This is a genomic window from Nitrospinaceae bacterium (genome assembly GCA_018669005.1).
Taxonomy (GTDB): domain Bacteria; phylum UBA8248; class UBA8248; order UBA8248; family UBA8248; genus UBA8248.
In genome coordinates, this window is record JABJAL010000072.1 from 1 (window position 1) to 22,986 (window position 22,986).

Sequence of the window (22,986 nt, forward strand, 5' to 3'; positions counted from 1 at the left end):
CCCACTAGGCTTGGCCGTTTTTAGTGGCGGCCTTCTTTCTACCCTCGGCTGGCAGCGAGGGTAGCGACTCTAGCCGCTCGGGGCCCCAAACTTTTTGAAAATATGTGTCGGCAAGGTGAAGCGCGCCCACCGGGTTGTGAGCCAGCACCCGATCCTTGGCCACAAGGGTTGTGACGAGCCCTTCTGAGAATTTACAGAACAAGCTGTCGTGCCCAACGCACAGGCCTAGCACGATATTTAAATCACAATCTGCGCTGTTGAGAAGCTCAGCCTGCGAAACCGGGTTGCACATCGACTCATGTCCACCGGGCCTGATTTTTTCCTCCTCCAATAGCCCAATCTTTTCCTTAGCGATGCCGCCGTTCTTGCATGCGGCGGAAGCCACCTCGAAACCGTGGCTCTCCAGTATGGCACTAAGAACATGAGCCAAATCAACAAAGCTGATACATGTCGCAATACCGATCTTTTTAAATCCCATCTTCTTGGCGAACTGACAAATCTCCTCGACACGCGTCCACTCGCAGTAGCCCTCGCTCTCTACCCGAGCGGACTCCTGCGCCACCTGAAGCACGAAAGGATCGTTGTATCTGTACATGGCGAGACAAAGATCTTCCTCGGCTATATTAGATGGACAAAATCCCGGCCCTCGCTCCTCACCTTCGCCTACCCGGCAGGCGCGCACCTCTGACGGGCAATATGCACATCCCGGATTTTCATAGCTCATAATTGAAAACCTCCCGAAATTCCTGAGTGGTGCGCCTTTTGGATAACTTCGGCACGCACGAGATAGAAGCATCTATAATATAGTTTAATAAGACCCGAATCTCCACTATTTAGGCCAACGCATCACTTTTCCCCTGAACTGGAAAAGCAAAATACCCTTTTTCGCTTTGCTGCGGGGCCCTTATTTCATCGACAAATGGGTCCGGCAAAGATTTTCGCCGCCTGAAGTGCCAGCGCACCTCCCCGGCAAACTGGCAGTCATGAGATTCAAAAAATTGAGTCCAAACTCATTTCAGAATCGAATCACCATAAATTTTGGGAAAAACCTAATCCACAATGGCCCAGTTTTCGCGGCCAAGATCTCCCATACCAACGCAGCCGTCTGCCGTGACGGCAACTGTATCCTCAATTTTGACGTATCCCACATCGGGATGCCGCACATCCGTCTCGACCGAGATCACCATGCCCTCCTCAAGTTTGCGCTCAACACCCTGGGCAAAGCGCGGCAACTCGTGTGAGACAAGACCAACGCCGTGGATAATAAAGTAGCCAAGATCCCCAAAGTCTGTTTCCCCGAAGGTTTTATTGCCAAACTCGAAAAGGTCACCGCATACGGCACCGGGTTTGATGGCCGCCCGCACTTTGTCTTGAGTCGACAGGCAGGCCTTGTAAATCTCATCGGCCAAAGGCGTCGGCTCGCCCCGGACCCCCATTCGACATACATCGGTGAGATAGTCGTCGTAAGCACCCCCAGCGTCGAGATGGAGTACTTCACCCATCTCCCAAACCTTCTCGGAGGGCGAGCGCAACATCGTGTTGCCCGCGCAAGTAAATACCCAAAGAAAGAGCAATCCCCGCTTTGTCATCTCCTGCTCGACCATGGAAGCGATTTCAAAAGTAGTGGCGCCTTGTGGCGAATTGCGGAAGGACTCCTGGATGGCCTCGGAGTCGGCCTGGGTAATGCGGTTCATAATGGCAAGCTCTTCCGGGGTTTTGATGGCCCGAAGCTCTTCCATGATAGGCATCACTTCAATGAAGGTAGCGTCGGGCAATTCTTTTCTCAGACAGTCCATCGTAGTGGATGCAAGAAAATGAAACTCGGTCGCGATGGTGCCTTTTTCGAGTCCGCGCGCCTTGATGGCTTCGGCTGTTTTTTGGGCAGAAGCAATCGGGTTCGGCCTGACGTTTGCACCGGCACTAATAAATTCGGGCACCCAAACATCTTGGTCATTGATCTGACCAACCTCGCCCGCGATACCGACAAAAAATGCTTTGTCGGGTTGGTTTTTAGGAATTCCCAACAACGGGGTATAGACAGCTTGAGCAACCGCCGTGAAGCGGGCGTAGAAATGATAGTAGTACCCGCCGCACAAGTAACGAATATTGTGGCGCGTTCCCACCAGCAGGACGTCGGCGCCCGCCTCGTCCATCAGGCGATCAAGTCTTGAACTATCGTAGGGAAGATCCATCTAATCTCCTTTACCGAATATTCATTGAATAAAATTAAATTGCCGCGTCCTTTAAAAATTTATGCGGTTCAATATATATTTTATTCGATTGGAGTTTTGATGCGTCGCGGAATTGCAACTTATCTAAAACTCAAAATTTCATCTCCAAAGACTTGACGCGCATCGTCAAGCTGCGGCTTGACCGCTTTTACAAATTCATCGTGTTCATCAGGGGTAAGATCAACAATCTCGCAACCCTGCTTTTCGATGGACGCTCTTGCCTCTTTCGCCTCTTCCACAGCAAGGCCGCGCTGAAAAACCACAGCCTCTTGCACCGCTTCATTCATGGCCTCTTTAAATTCCTCTGGCCAGCCATAATACGCCGTACGGTTCGCAAAGATGCCGCGAGAAATATAAAAATGGTTGGTAATCGTGTGGTAGGGGTGAAGCTTGTGAACCCCATAAGTTACGGTGTTTGCCAGTGGATTTTCTTGCGCATCAATTTTGCCGTCGTTGATTGCCTTGATGACATCGGAAAGATCCTGGCGAAGCGGCTTTGCCCCCATCAATTCAAAACTGCGGGCCTGGACATCGCTTGGAAGAACGCGAATCCGCATGTCAGCCAGGTCGGACGGGGTATGCACCGGGCGTAACTGGTTTGAGATTTGCCGGAAGCCGTTCTCAAAATATCCAAGAACTCGGTAATTCACGCGCTCCTCAATTTTTTGTGTGAGGTATTTTCCCAGCGCCCCATCGATAGCCGTTCTCGCTTTTTCATTCGTATCGAATAGATAGGGCAAATCTACATAACCCAGCTCCGGGACACGATCCGTCAGATAGCTTGTCGATTGGTAGGCAATCGTGAGAAAGCCATGTTCTGCCAGCCACAAAATATCCTCGCCACGGTATCCGAGATCGAGAATATTCCAGATGTACTTAATATCAACAGCATCGCCAAATTGCGCCTCAAGGCGATCCCCAATCAACTTGAGTGCCTGGCTAAATGAAGTTGTCGGAGGACCGTATCCTCCCATTCGAATCTGTATTGGCTTGCTCAAAGACATATATTTCCCCTGCTTGCACAGATATTTATGGCTAAGACTGACACGGCTTTTATGAAAAGAGTTGTTTCCTTATTTCATCGGTAGATGGTCGACAAAAACTTTTGCCGTCTGCTCCAAGGTCCGGCTGGCGTCGATTGTCTCGGAAGTTTCCTCGGCGAGGGGCGTTGAGACAAGAAATCGATATACATCAAGAGCCCCTTGATGAAATTTCGGCGTCATACCGACGGCAGCATAGGTCGCGGCGATCTCTTCCATCTCTCCGATGTAGCGACCCGAGACGGAAGGCAATCGCCGGGTGCCTTTTTCGATCTTTTCAAAAAGCCCCTCGCTATTTTCCATAAGTTCATTCTTCAACTCACTCGTCAGCCCCAGTGCCTCGGTTGTGGTGAACACCGCCGCCTGAAGCGCCAGCGTGCCCTTCGTCATCGAGGCGTAGCACATTTTGAGGCCCGAGGCGCGGCCAATTTCATCCCCGATGGGGCGCACGGCTATCCCTTTGCCGTCGAGCTCACTCATCAAAGAGGCTTTTGGTCCGCTGACATAAAATCGGGGCACCGAGTTTTTGCTGGGAGGCCCACCGATGATGCCGCCGTCAATATACTCGGCGCCAGCGCGAGTAATCTCCTTTCCAACAAGCCGTGTCGTGTCAGGTGACACCGCGTTGCAATCGGCATACGGCGGCGTCTTGCCTGCGCTGCGCATCGCCCGGGAGGCAGCGGCAGCGGTTTCCACCGATTTGGCCGGCGGAACGATGGAAAGCACCAGATCGGCCTCCCCGACCATCGTTTCAAGACTCCCGGCATCCCGGATTCCAGCCTTTGCGGCGAAGTTCTTGGTCAAATCACCCCGCCCCTCCAGACAGGCGATGACCTCTAGGCCACCCTCAATCAACACTCGGCCAACAGCATGCCCCATTTCCCCGGGACTCATGATTGCAACGGTTTGAATTGGCATATTTGTATCTCCTTAGAAAAATGCACCCCTTGTTTTTAGTATACATTTTCGATTAATAGGTATTTTTTCACTATCTTGCACAAAAACATGTCTTGTAGTATAAATAAATCTTCCACGAATGGCGTGGGCAGCATCATTTTAAGTGTTGGCCCCAATATGTCACAGGGACATTTCGGGCCGCACTGGCTAGATTGCAGGAGAATCAAAGGTGGCACAAGGAACAGTAAAGTGGTTTAACGACTCAAAAGGCTTCGGTTTCATTTCTCAGGAAGATGGGGATGACGTATTCGTCCACTTCTCCGCGATCTCAGGGGATGGTTTCAAGACCCTGGAGGAGGGAATGTCTGTAACATTCGACATTGTCGAAGGCCCCAAAGGGCTCCAGGCTTCGAATGTCATGAAGTCGTAGCTCCATAACCTTCGAAGACAAAACGGCGGTCGATTTCGGCCGCCGTTTTTATTCTTATAACGTTGGTTTGCTAATTATTCTGGCTGCCCCAAATAACCGCCCCTGATCCCGATTCTCGGGATGCCGCACCGGCGGGCTCGCTCTGGCCTGCGGCGGTTTTTCGCCTGCGTATCCTCACGACAATACTCACTCCTGCGATTCCTGCGCTCTCAAGCAAACTGGCTGCGAGCCTAACAGTCGTTTTCCCGCGCCGCCGCAAAATCTTTTCGCTGCGTGCCGAGCGGGGCAAGCTTAAGGTTATCCCGAGCCGGGACGCCGTGGCCTCCTCGACCTTCACTTCCACCCGGCTGGCATGTTTGGACGCATCAAGAAAATCTTTAAGCATCCTGCCAACATCCGAAACCACCGCGCTCGGCGGGCCGCCGCGAAGGCTGGCAGCGCGTGCCCGAAGCTGCGCCTGCGCGCCTTTTTGCTTAAGAAAGAGCGGCTCGGCCCAGAACAAAAAAACCGAAACCAGTGCGACAAATACTCCCGCAAAGAGCCAGAAAAAAATTTTCTTCGGCGCAGGCGAAACGACAGACATGGTATCGCCTCAGCTAACAGGGTAGGCGGGGGCATATCCACCCACCGGGGCATCGGGATGCACGGGCGCAAGATTCATCGCCTCGCGGTGCATCCGAACAGAGCGCAGGTGAATCAAATCATCCCAAAGAACATGGCGCAGCGTAGCAAGGGTGGTGAGCAGAACCTCACCTTGCTCCAAATCGAGGACCACACCGCCTGGATGACAAATCGCATTGCGCTCCCAGAGGTCGAGCGCACGCTCTTTGGTCGCGCCGACAAAGGACTCCTTACCGAAAACAAATACCAGAGTCTCCTCCTCCTCGGGTTGAAAGTCATCTAACCGCGCCGCCGCCGCGCCACAAGCCTCCTCAAGCCTTGCCAGTAGCCACCAGACATCCGCGTAGCACTCTGCTGAGAACCTGCGATCATCCTCCGGGGTATTAGTGAAGCTACCAAACTGACTCATATCCACCGGATGCCAGGGGAGCGCGGTGGCACCGTAGAGCACCATAAACCATCGCGTCGTGATATAGGCCATATGGCTCAGTTGATAGTGAGGAGACCACCTGGCCCATTCCTCAGGACCCCGCCGCGCAAGCTGCTCTTGTGTCAGACCCGCTATCTCATCTCGCACCCACCCCGAGAGCAGGCGGAAAACCTCGGCGACCTCGGAGACAGCTTCAGGATAGGCACTCATCCGGCCGGGCTTCCAGGAGGCACATCCTCGCTCAGCATTGAGAGAAACCGTCCGATATCCGAAAGATCGGAATACAAAAAATCAGGCTTTGTTTTCTCCAACGCCTCAAGAGTGTCGCCACCCGTCGCGACGGCGGCAACCCGTGCGCCGCAAGCCCTGGCCGCCTCGACATCCCGCCAGGTATCCCCAACCACCCAGCGGACAATCTCAGCTCCGGGACGCTCAGAGCGCGCCCGCGTCTCACCGCGCCTAAAACCAGCCTCTATCAGGCCAGCTCGATCGGGCGCATCCGAGCCGAATCCGCCAAACGGGAAATAGCGGTTCAAATCCGCCCGGTCCAGCTTGATCCGCGCGCCCGTCTCGATATTTCCAGTACCAAGCCCCAACATGACATCGGGCCGGCCATCAAGCGCCTCAAGTAACTCTGGAACACCAGGCATCACCTCATAACGCTCGGACCCCGCCACCTCAGACGCCAAAGTGCCCGCATAGCCTTCGAGCAAACGTTCACACTCCTCAGAGGTTCCCTCGCGCCCCAAATGATCACGAAACATCTCCTGGCAAATCAAAAAATCAGTCTTGCCGTGGGGGCTCTCTGCGCCCATGGCACCCGGCACCCCCCAGAGCGCCTCAAAAGAGGCGTCGAGCGCCTTCCGGCCCGCCCCGCCCGAGAGCAGAATTGTGCCGTCAATATCAAAGAGTAAAACATTGATCGTGAAATTCATTCAGATTCACCCGATTAAAAAATGTAGAGCGACAACCGCGCTCCACCTGATAAGCCATGAAAGGAGGCTCGCAAAATATTCTCGATTTTGTTCAATTCACCTTTGCTCTTATGCTGCTACAACAATTTCAAGATAAATTCTAAAAACAACCCAAAAGAGCGAATCAAATACAATTCTCCTTTCGGAGACAAAAAAACCATATATAGGATTGGTGTTTTGACTTCTTGTTGTCCCACCCAACCTACATCTTCTTGCACCAGAACTGATACATACGAGAGAACGTATAGGGATTTTCAAGTTCAAATTTATGCCACAAGGAGAGTGAAGTTAGCGAGCGCTTGTTCGGGTTAGATTTCCTGAACTTCCTCATCACTATTTGGCTCCGCATTTCAAAACCAAGGAACTCCAACTTGAGAACCTGTAAGGCCTCCTCGATTTGCGGCAGCATAAAGTGGTGCTCCTGGACATGGAAAAGTAGATCGCGGCAATTGCTTAAGCTGAAAAAGTCAGGGCTAGTGCATATTCTTTCCATCTTCCGATTTCCATCTTCAGCCAAAGCTATGATTTCTTGCCGACAACGGCGAATGTCTTCAGAGGTCGACGAATACCCCTTCTCTGAAATTAGGGAACGCCCACTAATGATATGCTGGCGTGCGGTTTCGCTATATAAACCGATCCGCATGAGTCCCCCGGGTTGCATAAGGTCCACCAGGACCCGCCATCCGGCCAACGGGTCGCCTAGATGGTGGAGGACTCCAGCACATTCGATGATATCGAACTGCCGCCCGAGATCACCAAGTTCCATGATGTCTCCCTGAACATATTCGATATTCGAGAATCCGAGCTCAACAGTCTTTCTAGAGGCATAGGAGAGGCTACTCAAGCTCAAATCCACGGCTAGCACACCCTCGTTTGAGAGTCTGGACGCTGTTCCTATGGCATGCTGACCCGTACCACAGCCCGCTACCAAGATTTGCGGGCTTGCGGGAGAGTTATAGTCTCCCAGATCAAAGTAAAATGGCGCCCCCTGCAAAACGGCGCCAACCGTACGGTCCTTAGCCGCTAAGCCTGTCTTGACCCAGCGTGGGTATGGGTTTTCCTCATATTGTTCTCGAACAGATTGGGAAACAGCATTTTGTATGGGAGTCAAGCTAGGTATTTGAGAACGCAAAGACCGCTCGACCTGTGGTTCTAATATCTGCCGCTCTATCACTTCCTTGATGTTGCCTGCCCAATCGCGTTTACACAATTCTTGGGCCCAGGAAAAGCTATAAATCGGTCTGTAGGCACCTAGAGCGGCAACGAACGATGGAGGAACCTCCTGTTCCTTTTCCAACAACGCTGCAATTTTTTCCTGGAGCTGCTCGACCACGACCTTTTCTTTATCGGATTCGGAGAAAACGTATTCATTTGTAAAACAATGGAGAGCCAAGGCCGCTGAAAATGGTAGGGCCATTTCATCCATTTTTTCCGCCATTGTCTCTTCTAACATTGCATGACGCAAAAACGTGAGCATCCGCTCTATTTCCAAGTCATCGATATGGATCAATTCTATGATCCGGAGAAAAAGAGGGATTGTCGAGAGCTGCTCGACCGCGTCCCTGTAAGCAATTCCAATCTCCAGTCTCCCAGAGCTTGCCGCCTCCAAAATCTGCGAAAAACCAGGGTGACAGCGAAGCGCGCTAATAATTGGCCGAACTAAATAGCCAGGGTGCACCGTAGGCCGCCCTAATAGAAACAACAGGTCCTGTAAGATAATGTCATCAACAGAAGTGAACGAAATAGATTCTAAAGTCCAAGCCAAACTATCCCAGAACAAGTCATTCTGGGGATTGAGGATTGTCGCACGCCGGTGACATGTGATGGCCTCCTCCTGCTCGCCCAGTTCCCCGAGCGCAACACCAAGATTGTTATGCGCATCAGCGAAATCGGGATCGATGTCGAGGGCCTTGCGGTAGCTGGCGACGGCTTCATCCAGTTTTCCGAGGTTATTAAGCGCAACACCAAGATTGTTATGCGCATCGGTGAAATCGTGATCGATGTCAAGAGCTTTGCGGTAGCTGGCGGCGGCCTCATCCAGTTTTCCGAGATCCCGGAGCGCAATGCCAAGATTGTTATGGGCACTGGCGAAATTGGGATCGATGTCGAGGGCCTTGCGGTGGCTGGCGACGGCCTCATCCAGATTTCCCAGTTCTCTGATTATAGTGCCAAGATTGTTATGCGCACCGACGAAATTGGGACTGATATCAAGAGCTTTGCGGTAGCTGGCGACGGCTTCATCCAGTTTCCCGAGATCCCGGAGCGCACTACCAAGATTGCCAAGCGCATTGGGGGAATTGGGTTCGATGTCGAGGGCCTTGCGGTAGCTGGCGACGGCTTCATCCAGTTTTCCGAGGTCATGGAGCGCAATGCCAAGGTTGCTATGTGCATCGGTAAAATCGGGATTGATGTCGAGAGCCCTCGACATGAGATCAACAGCGTTTTCATTTTTTCCTTCTTGGTAGGAAATTATACCAAGAAGATGCAGCGCTTCCGCATTATTCGGATCCAGATTTAAAATGCTCTGGCAAATCTCCCCTGCCTTCAAGAGACTGCCAGACCGATGATACTGTTTGGCAATTTCGATTGAATTCGCTTTGGCTGAATGGTGGAATTGGCTCTTAGAAGACCGGCGGCGGCGAGGTTTTCGGGACTTCTTGGACGAAGAACTGAGCTTACGAGTCACTGTCAAGCGTTTCCTGTTTAGCGAATTAAAGCATTATTTTAGTATATTTACCGAAATTATGCAGGAGTGCTCTCCACTTCTCAAATTATGACCGATGCTTGGGAAGGTGCCGTAGTTTCTTGACCTACGGATTACTAATCCGCAGTCCTACCCCACTGCCTCGACAAACTGGTTCTATTTGGCCGTACCCTTTAGCCAAACTTGTAACTACGAGCCACTAAAAACAGGCAAAAATAGATAAAAAGAGATTTCGTATTTCGCTATTGAAAGCAGCCCGTTTCCCTTGGTTTTGTTACTCTTTGGAGTAGGTGTGATATACCATGAGGATACAGAACAAGAAAAATCTGCCGGGCAAAGAGGTGGCTATGGCCGGAATTAAAAAAATCGCCCTCGTAACGGGCGGCAACAAAGGCGTGGGCTTTGGGGCCTGCCAGCTTTTGGCGAAGGCGGGGGTTCGCGTTATCTTGACCGCACGGAGCGAAGGATTCGGCGGCGAGGCGGCGGACAAGCTTCGTAGCCAGGGGCTTGATGTTCACTTTCACCAGCTCGACATCACCAATGACGTCTCGGTGTACGCCCTCAAGGTATTTATTACCGAGGAATACAGACACCTCGATATTTTGATCAACAACGCGGCCATTTTGAATGATCGCTCGCTAACCTCGCTAACGGTGGACCTGCGCACGCTCAAAGAGATGATGGACACGAACGTATACGGAGCGCTTCGCGTGAGCCAGGCCCTTGTGCCGCTGCTCAAAGCTAGCCCCACCGGGCGAATCGTTAATGTGTCGAGCTGGTTCGGCTCGATGGCCAACCTGCAGGGGGGTGGCTACGCCGCCTACCGGATGACGAAAGCCACGCTCAACGCACTCACGCAGATTATGGCCGAGGACCTTCGGGATACGAACGTCACGGTGAACGCCGCCTGCCCCGGCTGGGTTCGCACCGACATGGGCGCCGCCGGCGCGCCCAACTCCTGGGAAGAGGGTGCGGACACCCCTGTGTGGCTAGCGCTTCAGGATAAGGGCGGGCCGAACAAGGGATTTTTTCAGGACAGAAAACCCCACGCCTGGTGAGGAATGACGAAAGACAACTTACTCTCCTTCGTGGTGGATCAACTAAGCGGCCTGGGCGATATTGACACCCGGCGAATGTTCGGCGGCTGGCACATCAGCCACCGCGGGGTGTTTTTCGGTATCGTTTTCAAAGAGCGCCTTTATTTCAAGACAAGCGAAAATACCCGCGCCCGATACGAGGCGGAGGGGATGGGGCCGTTTCGCCCGAGGAGCAAGGTTACACTCAAGACGCTCTGGGAGGTTCCCGTCGATATTATTGAGGACGCGGATGCGCTGGCCGAATGGGCGCTTGAGGCCATCGCCGCACAACAAGAAGCTACGCTTATTAAAGAAAATGCCCGCGCCCGAAGGGGCCGGAAGAAATTGGATTCATAACAATACCTTTAAAGGAGTGTTTCAATGAGTGATGAAAAAATCGCGGTCGTTACGGGCGGCAACAAGGGAATCGGCAAGGAGGTCTGCCGCCAGCTAGCGACCAAGGGAATTCGGGTTGTCTTAACCGCCCGGGACGAGGGCCGGGGAAAAACCGCCATCGAGGAACTAAAAGCCGCGAGCGCGGAAACCATTTTTCATCCACTGGACGTAACCTCGCCAGAGAGTATCGACAAGCTCGGCACGTTTATCGAAAGGGAATTTGGGCACCTCGATATTCTGGTCAACAATGCCGCCATCCGGACGGACCAGGGCACACGCGGCGAGGACGTCAGCATCGACACCCTTCGTGAAATGATGGAAGCAAACGTTTATGGCCCCTTGGCGGTTTGTCAGCGGCTTATTCCGCTACTCAAGAAAAGCGCGGCCGGGCGAATCGTCAATTTCTCTAGCGGCATGGCCTCGCTCGCCAAAATGAAGGGCGGATCCCCGGCCTACCGCATCACCAAAACAGCCCTGAACGCGGTAACGGGCATCCTCGCCGACGAGCTTTCGGGCTCGGGCATTTTGGTGAATTCAGTTCATCCGGGTCATGTAAAAACCGACATGGGTGGGCCAAACGCGGTTCGAGAACTCGAAGATGGAGCAGATACCCCGGTATGGCTCGCTCTGCTCCCGGACGATGGGCCAACGGGTGGCTTTTATTTCGACCGAAAACCATTCGATTGGTAGGATGGCAATCGCCGAGCGAACCTGTTTCGTGTAAAACCTGTGCCAGCGTAAATGATGCTTTAATTCTCAAAGGGCTAAGGAGAAATAATTCTTTGAGTGCAGAAATTAACGACGAGATCAAACATCTTCGCAAGGGGCTTTCGGCTGCAGGTGATTTACTCGCCAACGAGCTAGCCGACTTCCCGGAGGCGCGGATGGATTTTTGCCAGGATGAGCCCGTATGGGCGCGCTGGTCGGCAGAGGTTCAACTTCGACATATCGCTTGCGTTCCTTGTCGCTGGCTCCTCGGGATATTTCGCGAGAGCCTTGAGGCTCAAGGATACAGCCTGCCCGATGTGGACATGAAAACCATCGCCGAGCGTGGTGGCCGCCATGTTCCGCCCGAGATTTGCCCGGATCGCGCCTCGCTCATCGCGCACACGCGTAGGATGTTTGATTTTTGCATTGAAATTCTAGACCGCCAGACTCCGGAGTCTTTTCGCGCGCTCACGTGTATCCGGCTGGTGGACACCGAGATTTGGCGCGAGGATGCCCCCGAGCGGCCCATTGACCTGTGGCGGATGCTGGCCGAGCTGCATCCCTACGGCGTCCACGAGGATCCGGATACACCCGGCAATTTCCCCATGGAGCTTATCGCGGTTATTAGACAGATTTACTGGGAACTACTCGCCCACCTCAGAAGCATCCAGCGGCTCAAAGGGCTATTGGAGCTTCCGGTCGTAGTCAATCTTCCGAAAGAAGGCTACCTCACCGTTTCCAAATTTTACGATTGAGCAACCTCATTGAATCAGAACACCGAAAACGAATCTCCTGACGCAGAAAATAGTTCCATTATCTCGTGGAAGCTTTTCGCGGGCTTGGCCCTTATGGCGCTGTTCCTGTGGCTATCTTTCAGAAATGCGCCGATGGGAAAATTCATCGACGCCATGAAAAAAATCAGTATCATTCCTGTGCTAGGAGCGATTACCTATCAAATTATTTCCATCGTAATTCGCGGCTGGCGATGGAAGATATTGCTTCTGCCCTCCCACCCAGAGCTTCGAAAACGCCACGCTTTTTTCGCCACAACCATCGGCTATGCGGTCAACACCGTGATTCCCCGCGGAGGAGAAATTGCGCGGGCCGTTTTTCTCAAAAGATTCTCACATACATCGCTGGCCGCTGGCCTTAGTTCGGTCGTGGCCGAGCGCCTGATTGATGTTGTGACGCTCTGCCTGCTTTTTGCCTCGGTTCTTCCGCTCTATCAACAGCGCCTCGAAGAGATTTTTCCAGGGGTGGGCAAAGCAATGCTAGCTGTATCTGCAACAGGCTTAATCGGGCTGGTAGTCGTCTGGATATTTGGAAGCCATCCAAAGCGGGCAGCGGATTGGCTTCGAGTCCCCCTGGGTAAGATATGGCCTACGCGAGCGGAGAATCTCGCTAAAGCGGGAGAGAAATTTTTTCAAGGCTTCCAGGGCCTTTTCCTTAAAGAAAGCGCCCTCCGGATGCTCTTCCTCACGGCAGGAATCTGGGCCCTTTATTTCGTCGCCAACTGGACGCTGACTTTTGCATTTCCGCTGAGCAAAATATCATCGCTCTCCTTGCTCGATGCTGTGGTGATTACCGTCGTCGTGGCGATATCGTTTTCGCTTCCATCGCCGGGCGGCACCGGAACAACCCATTTTTTCGTGAGCCAGCTATTAACCACGCTTTACGGAATCGACCCCGCCGAGGCGCTCGCCTACGCCACGCTACTACACCTGACCGGCGTCATTCCAACGCTTTTGCTCGGCAGCCTTTTCGCCGTCGCCATCCCGCCTGCCAAACCCACACCTGGCACCTAAACATCAAAAAAATTTCAGGCTACCTTCACCTAACCTCAAATTAAGAATAACTAAATCCCAAAAGAAAACCCCTTTTCGAAAATAATTCCACCACAAAAAAACCCGGCGACTTCCGAGGAAGCTACCGGTTTTTTTTATTTGATTGATTTTTATCAGGCCGACATGCTGGCATAGTCCCAGCCCGTTTGAAAAGAGGTGACTTCCCCGGTGTCGATATCGTATTTCAGGCGGGGAATTTTAGCGAGGTCGTCGCCGTAGACATGGATGCCGACAACGGGCTCGTCTGAGGCGCAGGTGACACGGTGGGCATCCTGGTCGGTGGTGCAACAGACAAACACATCACCGGGCTTTGCCAGCCGACTACCGGCAGGCTTGATCACTGCGCGGCCTTCCATGAGGCGAGGCCCCTCTCGGTGAAAACTCTCTTCCTTCTCGACCCCGCGGACAATACCGATCACGCCCCAGGTGCCGTGATCGTGGACGGGTGTCGTCTGGCCCACATCCCAGATGCCCGCACCGATGGAAAAACTATCGTCTTGCTCGATGTGAACACAGTTGAGGGTGAAGCCCTCTTTTTTAACAAGTAGCTGCGCCTCGGTGAGAAGCTCTGGATCGTCCAAAACTTTTCCAAGCCGCTCGGCCACCCTGGCGGTCATTTCTTCTTCCGTGCCGCCCGCGCGAACAATTTCGCGCACCTCTCCGATGAAACGTTCCATTGACTCTGGCATGCACTATCTCCTTCAGCGACTATCAGCGACTATCAGCGACTATCAGCGACTAAAAATTTACGCTTCCATGATATGAGCCTGCGCGTCTTGGGTCTATGCTGTTTTTCCTATTTCCTAGCCTGCATATTGTAGCTCATGCGCAATCAACGCCGCCTTAAGCTCGACACCTGCCCCGAAGCCTCCCAGCTCGCCCGAGCTGGCAATGACGCGGTGTCAGGGTATGAGTAGCGGTACCGGGTTTCGATGAAGCGCACCGCCCACAGCACGCGAGGCCTTGGGATGTCCAGACTCTTTCGCCACCCAGCCGTACGAGCGTGTTTCGCCGTAGGGGATTTTTTCAGCTGCGCGAAGAACATCGCGAGAAAATGAGGTCAGGCCCGATAAGTCCACCTTTAAGCCAAACTCCGTTCTTTTTCCTTTGAGATATTCCCCGATTTCTTTTCTCGCCTGGCGAAGAATCGTAGGGTCCCCGCCAAAGGCGCTATCATCAAGCTTTGCCCCGCCCCGCCCATTAAGCATTCGAACGGCGGACACCTTTGCGCCTGCGCCGCCGCCCGAGGCACCGCCTGCGGCGCCAACCGAAATTTCCTTGGCCACCTGACCAATCAATTTCTCCGATGAATTCGTTTTTTTCATGCCAACCTCCTCGTTGTTAATCCGCTCGCTCATCCCCCTGTCGTGCTGCAGCTTCGTCGCCTCTCGAATCTCCCGCCTCGCCGCCCCACCCAGCCGATCACGCATCCATCCCGACACAGATACCTGAGCGAACTCCGCCGCCTCGCGAATCTCGCCCAATTGCACCAAGGAAACCCGGATGTTCAATGGATGGGAGAATTCGGATTTTCGCTTAATATTCATGCCTATAACGTAACGCAAAAGGCACTACATTACAAGATGGAATTTCAGGTTTTTCGGGCCAACCCTGGTGGGGTTAGCTTTCTGCAGCTAGCCGCACGATATCGCTCTCGCTGATCAGGCCCACTAGCTTGTCGCCATTGACCACCGGGAGGCAGCCAATCTTTTCCCGTAACATTTTCTTTGCTGCCTTGGTGATATCATCATCCGGACGAATGGTAACAACCTCATCAGTCATCACTTCTTTGACCAGCACCGTTTTCAAGTACTCGCCCTGGGCCTTGGTTCCAAAACCCATGGCGGAGGAAAGCGCCGCCCGGAACAAGTCCCGCTGCGACACGATACCGACCAGAAGTTCATCCTCAAGAACGGGAAGGTGTCGAAATCGCTTCATTTTCATCAGATCCTCGGCAAACGAGAGCGTGTCGTTGCGACCAAGGGTTTCTACCTGGCTGGCCATCAATTCTTTTACTTTCATCTCTCCCTCCTTTCGCGCCCCTGCCCCTCGGGCGCATATCTCTACTAAATATCACTCCAAGTTTCGTGCCGTGCGAGATACTGGGACTTTAAAAAAATCATCAGCCAGATATTTCATAAATGTTAGCGGTAAACACAATAAAACCAGGACAAAATTAACCCCCTCCTATCCTCCGGCCTCCACCAAGAGAACTCAGGCACGCGCCAGCCCTTCCCCTCCATCCTCAAATCGGTCCAAAACGCCCCAAAACTATCTCGCCGGGAGACTCTTTGCCCCAACTGGGTCAGTGTGCCACCCCCCTCACTTAATAGTCTCTGTTCCGAGAAAAGCGCCCAGCTGATTCATAGCATTTTCCACTTTCTATTAATAATTTTTATTTTTATCGACCATATAATTTTTGACGATCCCAGTTAAATTCTAAAAATTCTCTATCTTTTAATTTGACGCCAGTTTTCCAAAATGAACCCTCACTTTCTCGACCTTTAATAAATATTTTATTTATCCTTTTTTAAATCAAATACTTACATACTTAATAGCTCAATTGTCTATTTTTGGCATGGGCGTTGCTTAAATAAAAAGTGAAAGGGCTCTGGCTCACCAGTAAAGCAAGGCCAGGGTTGCCCAAAAACAGTACTCAGCAACACTCGGTCGGGGGGCCCGGGCAAGGGGGAACAATGAATCACAAGAAGGCAAAAAGAGAGCTCGGAAAATTCAGTTCAAGACAAAAAATCAGCACAGACCCCTTAGCGTGCCGAGGTGTTTCATACCCTTATGGTGCTGGGGGAAATTTTGCACACACGAAACTGGCGCCCAGCCCTCGCTCGTTTTTTCTCTATCTCAAGTTAACGGCTCTCGGTGTTTGCTTGGGTGCGCTTGCCCTCCTCTCCATACACTCGATCACAAATGGTGCGATCACGGGAAACGCTCAAAAAAACGTTCCGCAGGCTATCAACATTTGGGTTAAATAATGAATTTTCGAAGTGAATTAAACGCGAAGGGGTGTAGGGAGATGAAAGAGCAGCCGACGAGTGGCCCCGAGAAGAAACCCAGAAAACGAATTTTCAACCGCCAGCAAAAAGTTGAGCCAAAAGATCAGAACAATAAAAAGCTACCGATTGACGATCTGACTCGTTACGTTGAAGCTGAACTCGATTTTTATAAAGACGACTGGGAAGAGAATCGCTCAACCTACGTTCCTGTTCAATCCGACTTTCCAGGCGCAACACCGAATTAGTAAAAGAATGTTTTACTTGCCGCCGCTAGAGCGGCCCTGACAGCTTCGAGCGCGCACGCTCAAGTTCAAGAACACCGGGCGGCCTACCAGAGGACTCGACCAGGGCGGCATCCGCACCCGCCATCTCCATGCGAAGCGCCGCCTCATCAAGATCCTCGTCCGGCGAAATACGGAGCGCACGGACACTAGCCACCGCCTCGGCCGCAAGCTCCCCAGCCGTCAGAAAAACCTCAGGCACTCTGACTCGAACAGAAAGCTCATCGCCCCTAAGAAGACCGAGCAGACGCCCCTCTTCGGCACACACCGCCGCCCAGGGCGCATTTTTTTTGTTCATCGCAACCCACGCCGCACGGGCATCATCATCCGGCCCAACCATAGAAACCGCCTGCAAAAAACACTCGCGCACTTTCATAGTTTTCTCACGCCCGACAAGAAATTATTCGCCCCGAAACTCTGGCTTGCGCTTTTCTTTGAACGCGGCGAGCGCCTCGGCAAAATCTTTGGTGAAGTTGAGCGGCATACGCACGGCATTCGAGAACGCTATCCCCTGAGCCATAGCCATGTTACGGGTCTGCTCGATGACTTTTTTTGCGCCTCGTACACCGAGCGGGCCGTTGGCGGCGATGGCGGCAGCCAGGGCAAGCGCCTCGTCCACCAGACTATCGGCAGGGTAGGCCCGGTTGGCGAATCCAATTCGCGCCGCCTCTATACCGTCAAATCTTTTTGATGTGTATATCAGCTCCTTGGCGACACCTGGTGCGATGAGCCTCGCCAGCCTTACCGCTCCACCCGCACCGGGAAACACGCCGAGCGCCGTTTCGGGAAAGCACAGCGTTGCCTCCTCGGCCACAAGACGAATGTCGCAAGCAAGGGCAATCTCCATCCCCCAGCCGAAGGTGTGGCCGTTGATGGCGGCTATGGTGGGCATGGGGAGAGCCTCCCACTTCGTCACCGCGTCCATGCCGATGAGCTGGTAGCGGTCGGCGTCCTCTTTTGTGTGGGTGGCGCTCTCTTTCAAATCGCGACCGGTGCTGAACGCGCGGCCCTCGCCGGTGAGCACCACTACGCGCACTTGTTTTTCCTCGGCAAGCGCCTCGCCCAGCGCATTGAACTCCTCGGCCAGATTCATCCCGAGGGCGTTGAGCCGATCCGGGCGATTGATTGTTACTCGTGCGAGGCCAGCCTCACATTTATATTTAATTTCCGTGAACTCGCGCATGTGCCGCCTCCTAAAAAAAACCGGAGAGCATGAACCATCCACGCTCTCCGGGGTATTATGATATCCTGATAATTCTTTTGAGGCCGCGCCCCGGGAAGCGGCTAGCCTTTAAGGTGACCCGCCACCTCGTCAACGAATCCGGCAGTGACGGACTTCATTTCATCGGTCGTCAAGTTACTAACCGGATGGGGTAGCTGGACGTAGGGATGCCCCGCCATGCCCTTGCCTTTGAACTGAAAGTCCGCCGCCGTCCGGAACGCCTCGGTGATTACGGTGGTGGATGGGATGCCGCGTTTTTCGAACTCTACGGTGTCGTGCACACTGCACAACGTGCAGGAGCCTCAGCCCCCAAGGGCGCAGATCACCACATCGCACTTCTCGGCCATCTCCTCAATCATCTCTTGGGGAGCTGGTTTTGAGTAGTGCTCCTTGCGGCGCATGATCACTTCGCTGGCGCCGTATTTGTCGCGCAGGGCCTCTCCGAGCGTCTGGAGAATTACTTCGGCCTGCTCCTTGGTGTTGTCGAGGACACCGACAACCTTGCCCTTGAGATCTCCCGGTCTGACCGCGAGCGAAACCGCCACGCTCGCGCTTCCCGCTGCGGGATCGATAAAACCTGTATTCGCCGCCATGGCGCATCTCCTTTGATAATTAATCGTTGATGACACAGCTATCATATTATCGCCGGGCAGGCGCTGTCTACGTCCAAAATAAAGCAGATATTAGACTCCTAAACATAGCCATCAATCTGCTAATTCCCCTTTTCCCGCCGCCTGTTTTCTGCGAAGATTCTCTCCACTTAGAAAGACTTCATAAGGCTATCCTGGAAAGCCTTTAAAACCACACAATTTTTATGGAGCGAAACAATGCCCACTCTCGACATCGTTGGAAAACCCAATATTCGCTACGACGCCATCCCCAAGGCGGACGGCTCGATGCCCTACGGGGAGGACAAAATTCCTGCCGGAGCGCTTCATACTGGCGTTCTCTACACCCCCGTGCCCCACGGCAAACTCAACAACATCGACACACGAGCGGCCGAGAATATCCCCGGCGTCGCCATCGTCATCACCGCCAAGGACATTCCGGGAAAGAACTTCCGCTTTGGCTCGAATACGGCGACCCTCCCCGGCCAGCCGGTTCTCGTCGAGGACATGATTGAGTACACCGGAGATGCGCTCGCAATCGTGGCCGCCGAATCAAGAGAGGCGCTTGATGCCGGCATCGCGGCTATCAAGGTTGAGGTTGAGGCGCGCGAAGGCATATGGACCACCCGCCACGAGGAAAATAGCGCCGAGAAACGCCAGGTGTGCAATTTTGAAGTCAATCGAGGAGACGCCGCCGCCGCTTTCGCGCGGGCGGATGTCATCGTTGAGCACACCTACACAACCCAGCTAGCCGAGCACGCTTTTCTTGAGCCCGCCTCGGGCTCCTCGTGGCTTGAAGAGGACGGCGTTCTCACCATCCGCGTCGGCACCCAGCTTGTTGAATACTATCGGGCAATGGCGATGATGCTCGGCCTGCCGCAGAGCAAGGTGCGCCACCAGGGCACCTATGTCGGCGGCGGCTTCGGGGCCAAGGGCATGCTCACCGTTGAGCCCTATCTGGCACTCGTCACCCACCTCACCAAGCGACCCGCCTACATGGCGATGGGCCGCGAGGAGGGACTCCGCTCAACCGTCAAGAAACACCCCTTCACGATGAAATACCGCACCGCCGCCACCAAGGACGGAAAAATTCTCGCCATGGAGGCAGACGTTGTCGGCGACGCAGGGGCCTACCCCTATAAATCGAACCTGTTTCTCCTCGGCGCGATGTGCATCGCCGCAGGGCCCTATGAGGTGCCCAACGTGCAGGTGCGCTGCCACGGCTACCTGACCAACAATCCCATCACGAACGCCATGCGCGGGGTCGGCTCTAATCAGCTGTGCTTTGCCTACGAAAACCAGATGGACCTCGTCGCTCAAAAACTCGGCATGGACAAGTTCGAGTTCAGGCGGCGAAACTTTCTCCAAAAGGGCGGCCACCTCGCCACCATGCAGGCGATCGAGTATGAGCCCAATCTTGAGGGCTGCCTCGATGGGGCCATCAAGGCGCTCGGTGAGCCGTCCAAGCCATCGGGCCCCGGCAAACGCGTCGGCCAGGGCTTTGCGGCCAACATCACCGGCTATGGCCGCCCGAACGACTCCGCCGAGGCCGCCGTTCACATGGAGCCCGATGGCAGCGCCGTCGTGCGGGTGAGCGCCCCCGACATCGGTGCGGGACAGGGCGCAACGCTCCAGAGCCTCGCCGCCGAATCTCTCGGCGTCAGGCTCGATCAGGTCTCAACCCGGCTCTCGGATTCAGCAACAACCCCGCTCTCGGGCATCACCGCCGGCAGCCGGCAGACCCTCATGGCGGGCCATTCCATCAAGCTCGCCGCCGAGGAAATTCGCAAGTCCCTGGTTAAGGGAGCCTCCACCCTTCTTGAGGCCTCTGAAAACGACATCCGCGTGGGCGGGGGCGAGGCCTGGGTGTCCTCGGCCCCGGACCGCCGCATCGCAATCGGCGCGGCCGCCGCCGAGGCCAAAAAACAAGGCGAGTCGCTTCACTGCACCCACGGCTTCAGCATGCCCGGCCACGAGTATGAAAATCCCGAACGCTACATGGGCGGAATGGGCGGCTGGGCCGATTACACATTTGGCGTTCACGCCACCGAGGTCGAGGTGGACATCGACACCGGCGAGGTGAATGTCCTCAAACACGTTGCCGCACACGAAATTGGCTACGCCCTCAACCCGATGAGCGTCGAGGGCCAGTTCGAGGGCGGCGCCGTCATGGGCATCGGCTACGCGCTACACGAGGAAGTCACGATGACCGAGGGCGATTGCCGCTCGCAAAGTTTTCACGAGTATCTTATCCCCACCTCATCCGACATCGGGGACTTTGAGACCGTAGTGCTCGAATGCGGCGAGGGCGCAGGCCCCTACGGCGCGCGCGGGGTGGGGGAGCCTCCCTGCAACAACGCACCTGCTGCGGTAGCGCTCGCCGTCAACGACGCCATCGGCACGGTCCTCAGCGAGCTTCCCATCACTCCCGAGCGCGTCTTTCGCGCGGTCCGGGCCAAGAAAAACGGGAGCAACGGCCACTAGACTAGCCATTTCGTAAAAACAAAAAGACCCCGGTTTTCGCCGGGGTCTTTTTTGTTTTCGTACAATCTCTCAGCCAGCCTTATGTCGGAATGTTACTCCGCCTCCAACCATTCCCCGATCTGCGCGGTAAGTTCCTTGCGGCCCAGGCCCTTTTCGGCGCTGGTGAGGATGGGCCCGGACCAGCGGCCAAAGCGAGGCCCGCCCGCTTCGAGGGTTTGCGTCAACGCTTGGATGGCGGGCTTTATCTCGCGTTGCTTGAGCTTGTCGATCTTGGTGAGCGCAAGGCAAACGGAAAGGTCACACTCGGCCAACCAATCGAGCAAATCGATGTCCATGTCCTTGAGCCCGCGCCTGGAATCAACAAGAACAATAACCCCGCGCAGCGTATCGCGGTCTCTCAAATATTCCTCGACCAATCGGCGCCATTTGTTTTTTACGGCTAGCGGCACTTTCGCAAAACCGTAGCCGGGAAGATCGGCGAGGATGAACGCGTCGTCCACCCGGAAAAAATTCACAAGTTGGGTCTTGCCAGGGGTGCCGCTCGTTTTGGCAAGGCGCTTCCTGCGCACAAGGGCATTGATGAGCGAGGATTTGCCCACGTTACTCCGCCCGGCAATGGCGATCTCGGGTAGTGATTCGGAAATCCACCCCCGGCGGTCGGCGGCGCTGGTGATGAATTCTGCGCTTTCGATCTTCATGGCAGGTTAGCCGTCTTTTTCAGTCCGTCGCGGGAGGTGCGAAGGCATGAAAGACGAGGCCGGTCCTCAGTTTGGGAAAAAAGTAGGTGGACTTGTGAGGCATCTTGCCGCCTGCGCGGGCAATTTTCACCACGGCCTCAACCGGGGTTGGGTTGAGTAAAATGGCTACTTCACATTCGCCGTCTCTTGCAGAGGCAAGGGCGATTTCGGGGTCCGGTGTGAAGGCAATTTCGGCCTCATCGTGCGAGGTGCCAAAAGCGGTGTCCACTATGTCAGCGTGAAGGCGGCTAACGTCGAGCGAGGCGACAGCTTTGTTTACATCACCCGAGGCTGCGCCGCTTTCATTTTTTACAAGATAGCGAAGCGAGCCTTTGCCGTCATAAAGGCAAAACGCCGAGCGCCCGCCACCTGCTAACTCTTTTAGCTTTTGGGCAACCTCGCCGCCTGCGCCGGTAGCCGGAGCGGGGGCTTCGGTAATCTCGTAGCCGGATGCAATGCTCGCGAGAACTTCATCGACAGTGGCATTAATTTTTTTCAACAAGCGATGCGTCGGCAAAACGGCCATGCCAGGATCAGAGACATTGGCAAGGCACATGAGGGTGTAGTCGGCCTCGCCGCCTTCCGCTGCGCCTGCTTTTCGTGCGGCATCCTTAAGAGCAAGCGACGTTTCGTAGCGATGGTGGCCATCGGCGATAAATGCTTCGCACCCGGAAAGTGATTTTTGTACAGACGCAATGGTCTCGGGATCATCGCACCGCCAGAGGGTGTGGCGAACACCATCTTCTTCAAAATCGGCAACTGGCTCGCCCGCCATTGTGGCGGCCATCGCTTTTGAGGCGGCATCAGCGGGATCGTCGTAAAAAGAAAAGATGGGGCCAAAATGTGTGCCGCAGCTTCCATAGAGATTGAAAAGAAAAGTCTTTGTTTTGGGGAAGGTCTGCTCGTGGGGGTGTATTTTCCCTTCGCCGTATTTTTCCAATCGGATCGAAGTGAAAAACGCACGACGCTCAAGAGCGGTGCCGTCAGGCAGGGTAAATTTTTGGAGATAGGGGTAAATAGCCGGGGTGTCGTCTAGAGCTAGAACGCCTTCGCGTTTCCAATCTTTAATATGTTGGGTAGCGCGGTCGATTCGTCCTTTATCATCGGACTCCCCCGGCTCAACAATACCAAGAATGAGGCGAATGACGTTGTTCGGATGGCGTTCGTAATAGGCACGCTGCATTTCGGGATCAAAAACGTCATAAGGGGGCGATGTGACCTCGCCGATTTTATCGGGGGAAAGGCCCGCATGACGTAATCCGCGGAAAGGGCGGATATCGACCATTTGAAAC

At 54.2% G+C, this 22,986-nt stretch carries 25 protein-coding genes; 8 read left to right on the forward strand and 17 right to left on the reverse strand.

Annotation, left to right across the window (positions count from 1 at the left end; all coding sequences use genetic code 11):
- Window positions 1-4: 4 nt before the first annotated feature.
- From HOJ95_09540 to HOJ95_09555, 4 genes are all read right to left on the reverse strand, one after another.
- Window positions 5-724 carry a DUF1847 domain-containing protein gene (locus tag HOJ95_09540; protein ID MBT6394934.1) on the reverse strand — a complete coding sequence of 240 codons (720 nt, stop codon included), beginning with the start codon at window positions 722-724 and terminating at the stop codon, window positions 5-7.
- 325 nt (window positions 725-1,049) lie between these two features.
- Entirely contained in the window at window positions 1,050-2,192 is a 1,143-nt protein-coding gene (locus HOJ95_09545) for an aminopeptidase P family protein (protein MBT6394935.1), read from the reverse strand.
- 119 nt (window positions 2,193-2,311) lie between these two features.
- Window positions 2,312-3,235, reverse strand: a complete 924-nt coding sequence (locus HOJ95_09550) for a TRAP transporter substrate-binding protein (protein MBT6394936.1) — start codon at window positions 3,233-3,235, stop codon at window positions 2,312-2,314.
- 69 nt (window positions 3,236-3,304) lie between these two features.
- On the reverse strand, window positions 3,305-4,189 hold the full coding sequence (locus HOJ95_09555; protein MBT6394937.1) for an NAD(P)-dependent oxidoreductase: 885 nt from the start codon (window positions 4,187-4,189) through the stop codon (window positions 3,305-3,307).
- Between the two features lie 208 nt (window positions 4,190-4,397).
- On the opposite strand from HOJ95_09555, the gene HOJ95_09560 reads away from it, so the two are divergent.
- Window positions 4,398-4,598 (forward strand): cold-shock protein, encoded by a 201-nt coding sequence (locus HOJ95_09560; protein ID MBT6394938.1) that lies wholly within the window; start codon window positions 4,398-4,400, stop codon window positions 4,596-4,598.
- 70 nt (window positions 4,599-4,668) lie between these two features.
- Here HOJ95_09560 and HOJ95_09565 read toward each other — a convergent pair whose 3' ends face one another.
- The 4 genes from HOJ95_09565 to HOJ95_09580 form a co-directional block, all read right to left on the reverse strand.
- Window positions 4,669-5,181, reverse strand: coding sequence for a hypothetical protein (locus tag HOJ95_09565; GenBank protein MBT6394939.1), 513 nt, complete (start codon window positions 5,179-5,181; stop codon window positions 4,669-4,671).
- A 9-nt stretch (window positions 5,182-5,190) separates the two neighbouring features.
- Window positions 5,191-5,859 (reverse strand): hypothetical protein, encoded by a 669-nt coding sequence (locus HOJ95_09570; protein ID MBT6394940.1) that lies wholly within the window; start codon window positions 5,857-5,859, stop codon window positions 5,191-5,193.
- The gene (locus HOJ95_09575) at window positions 5,856-6,584 is read right to left on the reverse strand and encodes an HAD hydrolase-like protein (protein ID MBT6394941.1); all 729 of its coding nucleotides are present in this window, start codon (window positions 6,582-6,584) and stop codon (window positions 5,856-5,858) included. The genes HOJ95_09570 and HOJ95_09575 overlap by 4 nt, the downstream gene beginning before the upstream one ends.
- 241 nt (window positions 6,585-6,825) lie before the next feature.
- Window positions 6,826-9,309 carry a tetratricopeptide repeat protein gene (locus HOJ95_09580; protein MBT6394942.1) on the reverse strand — a complete coding sequence of 828 codons (2,484 nt, stop codon included), beginning with the start codon at window positions 9,307-9,309 and terminating at the stop codon, window positions 6,826-6,828.
- Window positions 9,310-9,674: 365 nt separating this feature from the next.
- Here HOJ95_09580 and HOJ95_09585 point away from each other — a divergent pair, with 365 nt between their 5' ends.
- From HOJ95_09585 to HOJ95_09605, 5 genes are all read left to right on the forward strand, one after another.
- Window positions 9,675-10,385, forward strand: coding sequence for an SDR family oxidoreductase (locus tag HOJ95_09585; GenBank protein MBT6394943.1), 711 nt, complete (start codon window positions 9,675-9,677; stop codon window positions 10,383-10,385).
- Between the two features lie 3 nt (window positions 10,386-10,388).
- Complete coding sequence (locus HOJ95_09590; GenBank protein ID MBT6394944.1) at window positions 10,389-10,760, forward strand: TfoX/Sxy family protein; 372 nt, start codon at window positions 10,389-10,391, stop codon at window positions 10,758-10,760.
- A gap of 24 nt (window positions 10,761-10,784) precedes the next feature.
- Entirely contained in the window at window positions 10,785-11,489 is a 705-nt protein-coding gene (locus HOJ95_09595) for an SDR family oxidoreductase (GenBank protein MBT6394945.1), read from the forward strand.
- Window positions 11,490-11,581: 92 nt separating this feature from the next.
- Window positions 11,582-12,262, forward strand: coding sequence for a hypothetical protein (locus HOJ95_09600; protein ID MBT6394946.1), 681 nt, complete (start codon window positions 11,582-11,584; stop codon window positions 12,260-12,262).
- Between the two features lie 9 nt (window positions 12,263-12,271).
- Complete coding sequence (locus HOJ95_09605; protein ID MBT6394947.1) at window positions 12,272-13,312, forward strand: flippase-like domain-containing protein; 1,041 nt, start codon at window positions 12,272-12,274, stop codon at window positions 13,310-13,312.
- A 152-nt stretch (window positions 13,313-13,464) separates the two neighbouring features.
- Here HOJ95_09605 and HOJ95_09610 read toward each other — a convergent pair whose 3' ends face one another.
- The 3 genes from HOJ95_09610 to HOJ95_09620 form a co-directional block, all read right to left on the reverse strand.
- A complete protein-coding gene (locus HOJ95_09610; protein MBT6394948.1) occupies window positions 13,465-14,040 on the reverse strand; it encodes a cysteine dioxygenase family protein in 576 nt (191 codons plus the stop codon).
- 213 nt (window positions 14,041-14,253) lie between these two features.
- A complete protein-coding gene (locus HOJ95_09615) occupies window positions 14,254-14,898 on the reverse strand; it encodes a methylated-DNA--[protein]-cysteine S-methyltransferase (protein ID MBT6394949.1) in 645 nt (214 codons plus the stop codon).
- Window positions 14,899-14,971: 73 nt separating this feature from the next.
- Window positions 14,972-15,373 carry a CBS domain-containing protein gene (locus tag HOJ95_09620; GenBank protein ID MBT6394950.1) on the reverse strand — a complete coding sequence of 134 codons (402 nt, stop codon included), beginning with the start codon at window positions 15,371-15,373 and terminating at the stop codon, window positions 14,972-14,974.
- Window positions 15,374-16,382: 1,009 nt separating this feature from the next.
- Between HOJ95_09620 and HOJ95_09625 the strand changes: the two genes are divergently transcribed.
- The gene (locus HOJ95_09625; GenBank protein ID MBT6394951.1) at window positions 16,383-16,607 is read left to right on the forward strand and encodes a hypothetical protein; all 225 of its coding nucleotides are present in this window, start codon (window positions 16,383-16,385) and stop codon (window positions 16,605-16,607) included.
- 25 nt (window positions 16,608-16,632) lie between these two features.
- On the opposite strand, the gene HOJ95_09630 is transcribed toward HOJ95_09625, so the two are convergent.
- The 4 genes from HOJ95_09630 to HOJ95_09645 all read right to left on the reverse strand — a co-directional run bounded on the left by HOJ95_09630 (window position 16,633) and on the right by HOJ95_09645 (window position 18,458).
- A complete protein-coding gene (locus tag HOJ95_09630) occupies window positions 16,633-17,019 on the reverse strand; it encodes a CBS domain-containing protein (protein ID MBT6394952.1) in 387 nt (128 codons plus the stop codon).
- A 24-nt stretch (window positions 17,020-17,043) separates the two neighbouring features.
- Window positions 17,044-17,826, reverse strand: a complete 783-nt coding sequence (locus HOJ95_09635) for a hypothetical protein (protein MBT6394953.1) — start codon at window positions 17,824-17,826, stop codon at window positions 17,044-17,046.
- A gap of 101 nt (window positions 17,827-17,927) precedes the next feature.
- Window positions 17,928-18,146, reverse strand: a complete 219-nt coding sequence (locus tag HOJ95_09640; GenBank protein MBT6394954.1) for a hypothetical protein — start codon at window positions 18,144-18,146, stop codon at window positions 17,928-17,930.
- Between the two features lie 21 nt (window positions 18,147-18,167).
- A complete protein-coding gene (locus HOJ95_09645) occupies window positions 18,168-18,458 on the reverse strand; it encodes a hypothetical protein (protein MBT6394955.1) in 291 nt (96 codons plus the stop codon).
- 234 nt (window positions 18,459-18,692) lie between these two features.
- On the opposite strand from HOJ95_09645, the gene HOJ95_09650 reads away from it, so the two are divergent.
- Complete coding sequence (locus tag HOJ95_09650; GenBank protein ID MBT6394956.1) at window positions 18,693-20,957, forward strand: xanthine dehydrogenase family protein molybdopterin-binding subunit; 2,265 nt, start codon at window positions 18,693-18,695, stop codon at window positions 20,955-20,957.
- 92 nt (window positions 20,958-21,049) lie between these two features.
- On the opposite strand, the gene HOJ95_09655 is transcribed toward HOJ95_09650, so the two are convergent.
- The gene (locus tag HOJ95_09655; protein MBT6394957.1) at window positions 21,050-21,655 is read right to left on the reverse strand and encodes a YihA family ribosome biogenesis GTP-binding protein; all 606 of its coding nucleotides are present in this window, start codon (window positions 21,653-21,655) and stop codon (window positions 21,050-21,052) included.
- 19 nt (window positions 21,656-21,674) lie between these two features.
- A complete protein-coding gene (locus HOJ95_09660) occupies window positions 21,675-22,979 on the reverse strand; it encodes a DUF1015 domain-containing protein (GenBank protein MBT6394958.1) in 1,305 nt (434 codons plus the stop codon).
- Window positions 22,980-22,986 lie beyond the last annotated feature (7 nt).

What these genes read in the sequence shown, in the direction of transcription:
- HOJ95_09540 (MBT6394934.1), bottom strand. Translation starts at nt 724, where the DNA reads ATGAGCTATGAAAATCCGGGATGTGCATATTGCCCGTCAGAGGTGCGC.
- HOJ95_09545 (MBT6394935.1), bottom strand. Translation starts at nt 2,192, where the DNA reads ATGGATCTTCCCTACGATAGTTCAAGACTTGATCGCCTGATGGACGAG.
- HOJ95_09550 (MBT6394936.1), bottom strand. Translation starts at nt 3,235, where the DNA reads ATGTCTTTGAGCAAGCCAATACAGATTCGAATGGGAGGATACGGTCCT.
- HOJ95_09555 (MBT6394937.1), bottom strand. Translation starts at nt 4,189, where the DNA reads ATGCCAATTCAAACCGTTGCAATCATGAGTCCCGGGGAAATGGGGCAT.
- HOJ95_09565 (MBT6394939.1), bottom strand. Translation starts at nt 5,181, where the DNA reads ATGTCTGTCGTTTCGCCTGCGCCGAAGAAAATTTTTTTCTGGCTCTTT.
- HOJ95_09570 (MBT6394940.1), bottom strand. Translation starts at nt 5,859, where the DNA reads ATGAGTGCCTATCCTGAAGCTGTCTCCGAGGTCGCCGAGGTTTTCCGC.
- HOJ95_09575 (MBT6394941.1), bottom strand. Translation starts at nt 6,584, where the DNA reads ATGAATTTCACGATCAATGTTTTACTCTTTGATATTGACGGCACAATT.
- HOJ95_09585 (MBT6394943.1), top strand. Translation starts at nt 9,675, where the DNA reads ATGGCCGGAATTAAAAAAATCGCCCTCGTAACGGGCGGCAACAAAGGC.
- HOJ95_09590 (MBT6394944.1), top strand. Translation starts at nt 10,389, where the DNA reads ATGACGAAAGACAACTTACTCTCCTTCGTGGTGGATCAACTAAGCGGC.
- HOJ95_09595 (MBT6394945.1), top strand. Translation starts at nt 10,785, where the DNA reads ATGAGTGATGAAAAAATCGCGGTCGTTACGGGCGGCAACAAGGGAATC.
- HOJ95_09610 (MBT6394948.1), bottom strand. Translation starts at nt 14,040, where the DNA reads ATGCCAGAGTCAATGGAACGTTTCATCGGAGAGGTGCGCGAAATTGTT.
- HOJ95_09615 (MBT6394949.1), bottom strand. Translation starts at nt 14,898, where the DNA reads ATGAATATTAAGCGAAAATCCGAATTCTCCCATCCATTGAACATCCGG.
- HOJ95_09620 (MBT6394950.1), bottom strand. Translation starts at nt 15,373, where the DNA reads ATGAAAGTAAAAGAATTGATGGCCAGCCAGGTAGAAACCCTTGGTCGC.
- HOJ95_09625 (MBT6394951.1), top strand. Translation starts at nt 16,383, where the DNA reads ATGAAAGAGCAGCCGACGAGTGGCCCCGAGAAGAAACCCAGAAAACGA.
- HOJ95_09630 (MBT6394952.1), bottom strand. Translation starts at nt 17,019, where the DNA reads ATGAAAGTGCGCGAGTGTTTTTTGCAGGCGGTTTCTATGGTTGGGCCG.
- HOJ95_09635 (MBT6394953.1), bottom strand. Translation starts at nt 17,826, where the DNA reads ATGCGCGAGTTCACGGAAATTAAATATAAATGTGAGGCTGGCCTCGCA.
- HOJ95_09645 (MBT6394955.1), bottom strand. Translation starts at nt 18,458, where the DNA reads ATGGCGGCGAATACAGGTTTTATCGATCCCGCAGCGGGAAGCGCGAGC.
- HOJ95_09650 (MBT6394956.1), top strand. Translation starts at nt 18,693, where the DNA reads ATGCCCACTCTCGACATCGTTGGAAAACCCAATATTCGCTACGACGCC.
- HOJ95_09655 (MBT6394957.1), bottom strand. Translation starts at nt 21,655, where the DNA reads ATGAAGATCGAAAGCGCAGAATTCATCACCAGCGCCGCCGACCGCCGG.
- HOJ95_09660 (MBT6394958.1), bottom strand. Translation starts at nt 22,979, where the DNA reads ATGGTCGATATCCGCCCTTTCCGCGGATTACGTCATGCGGGCCTTTCC.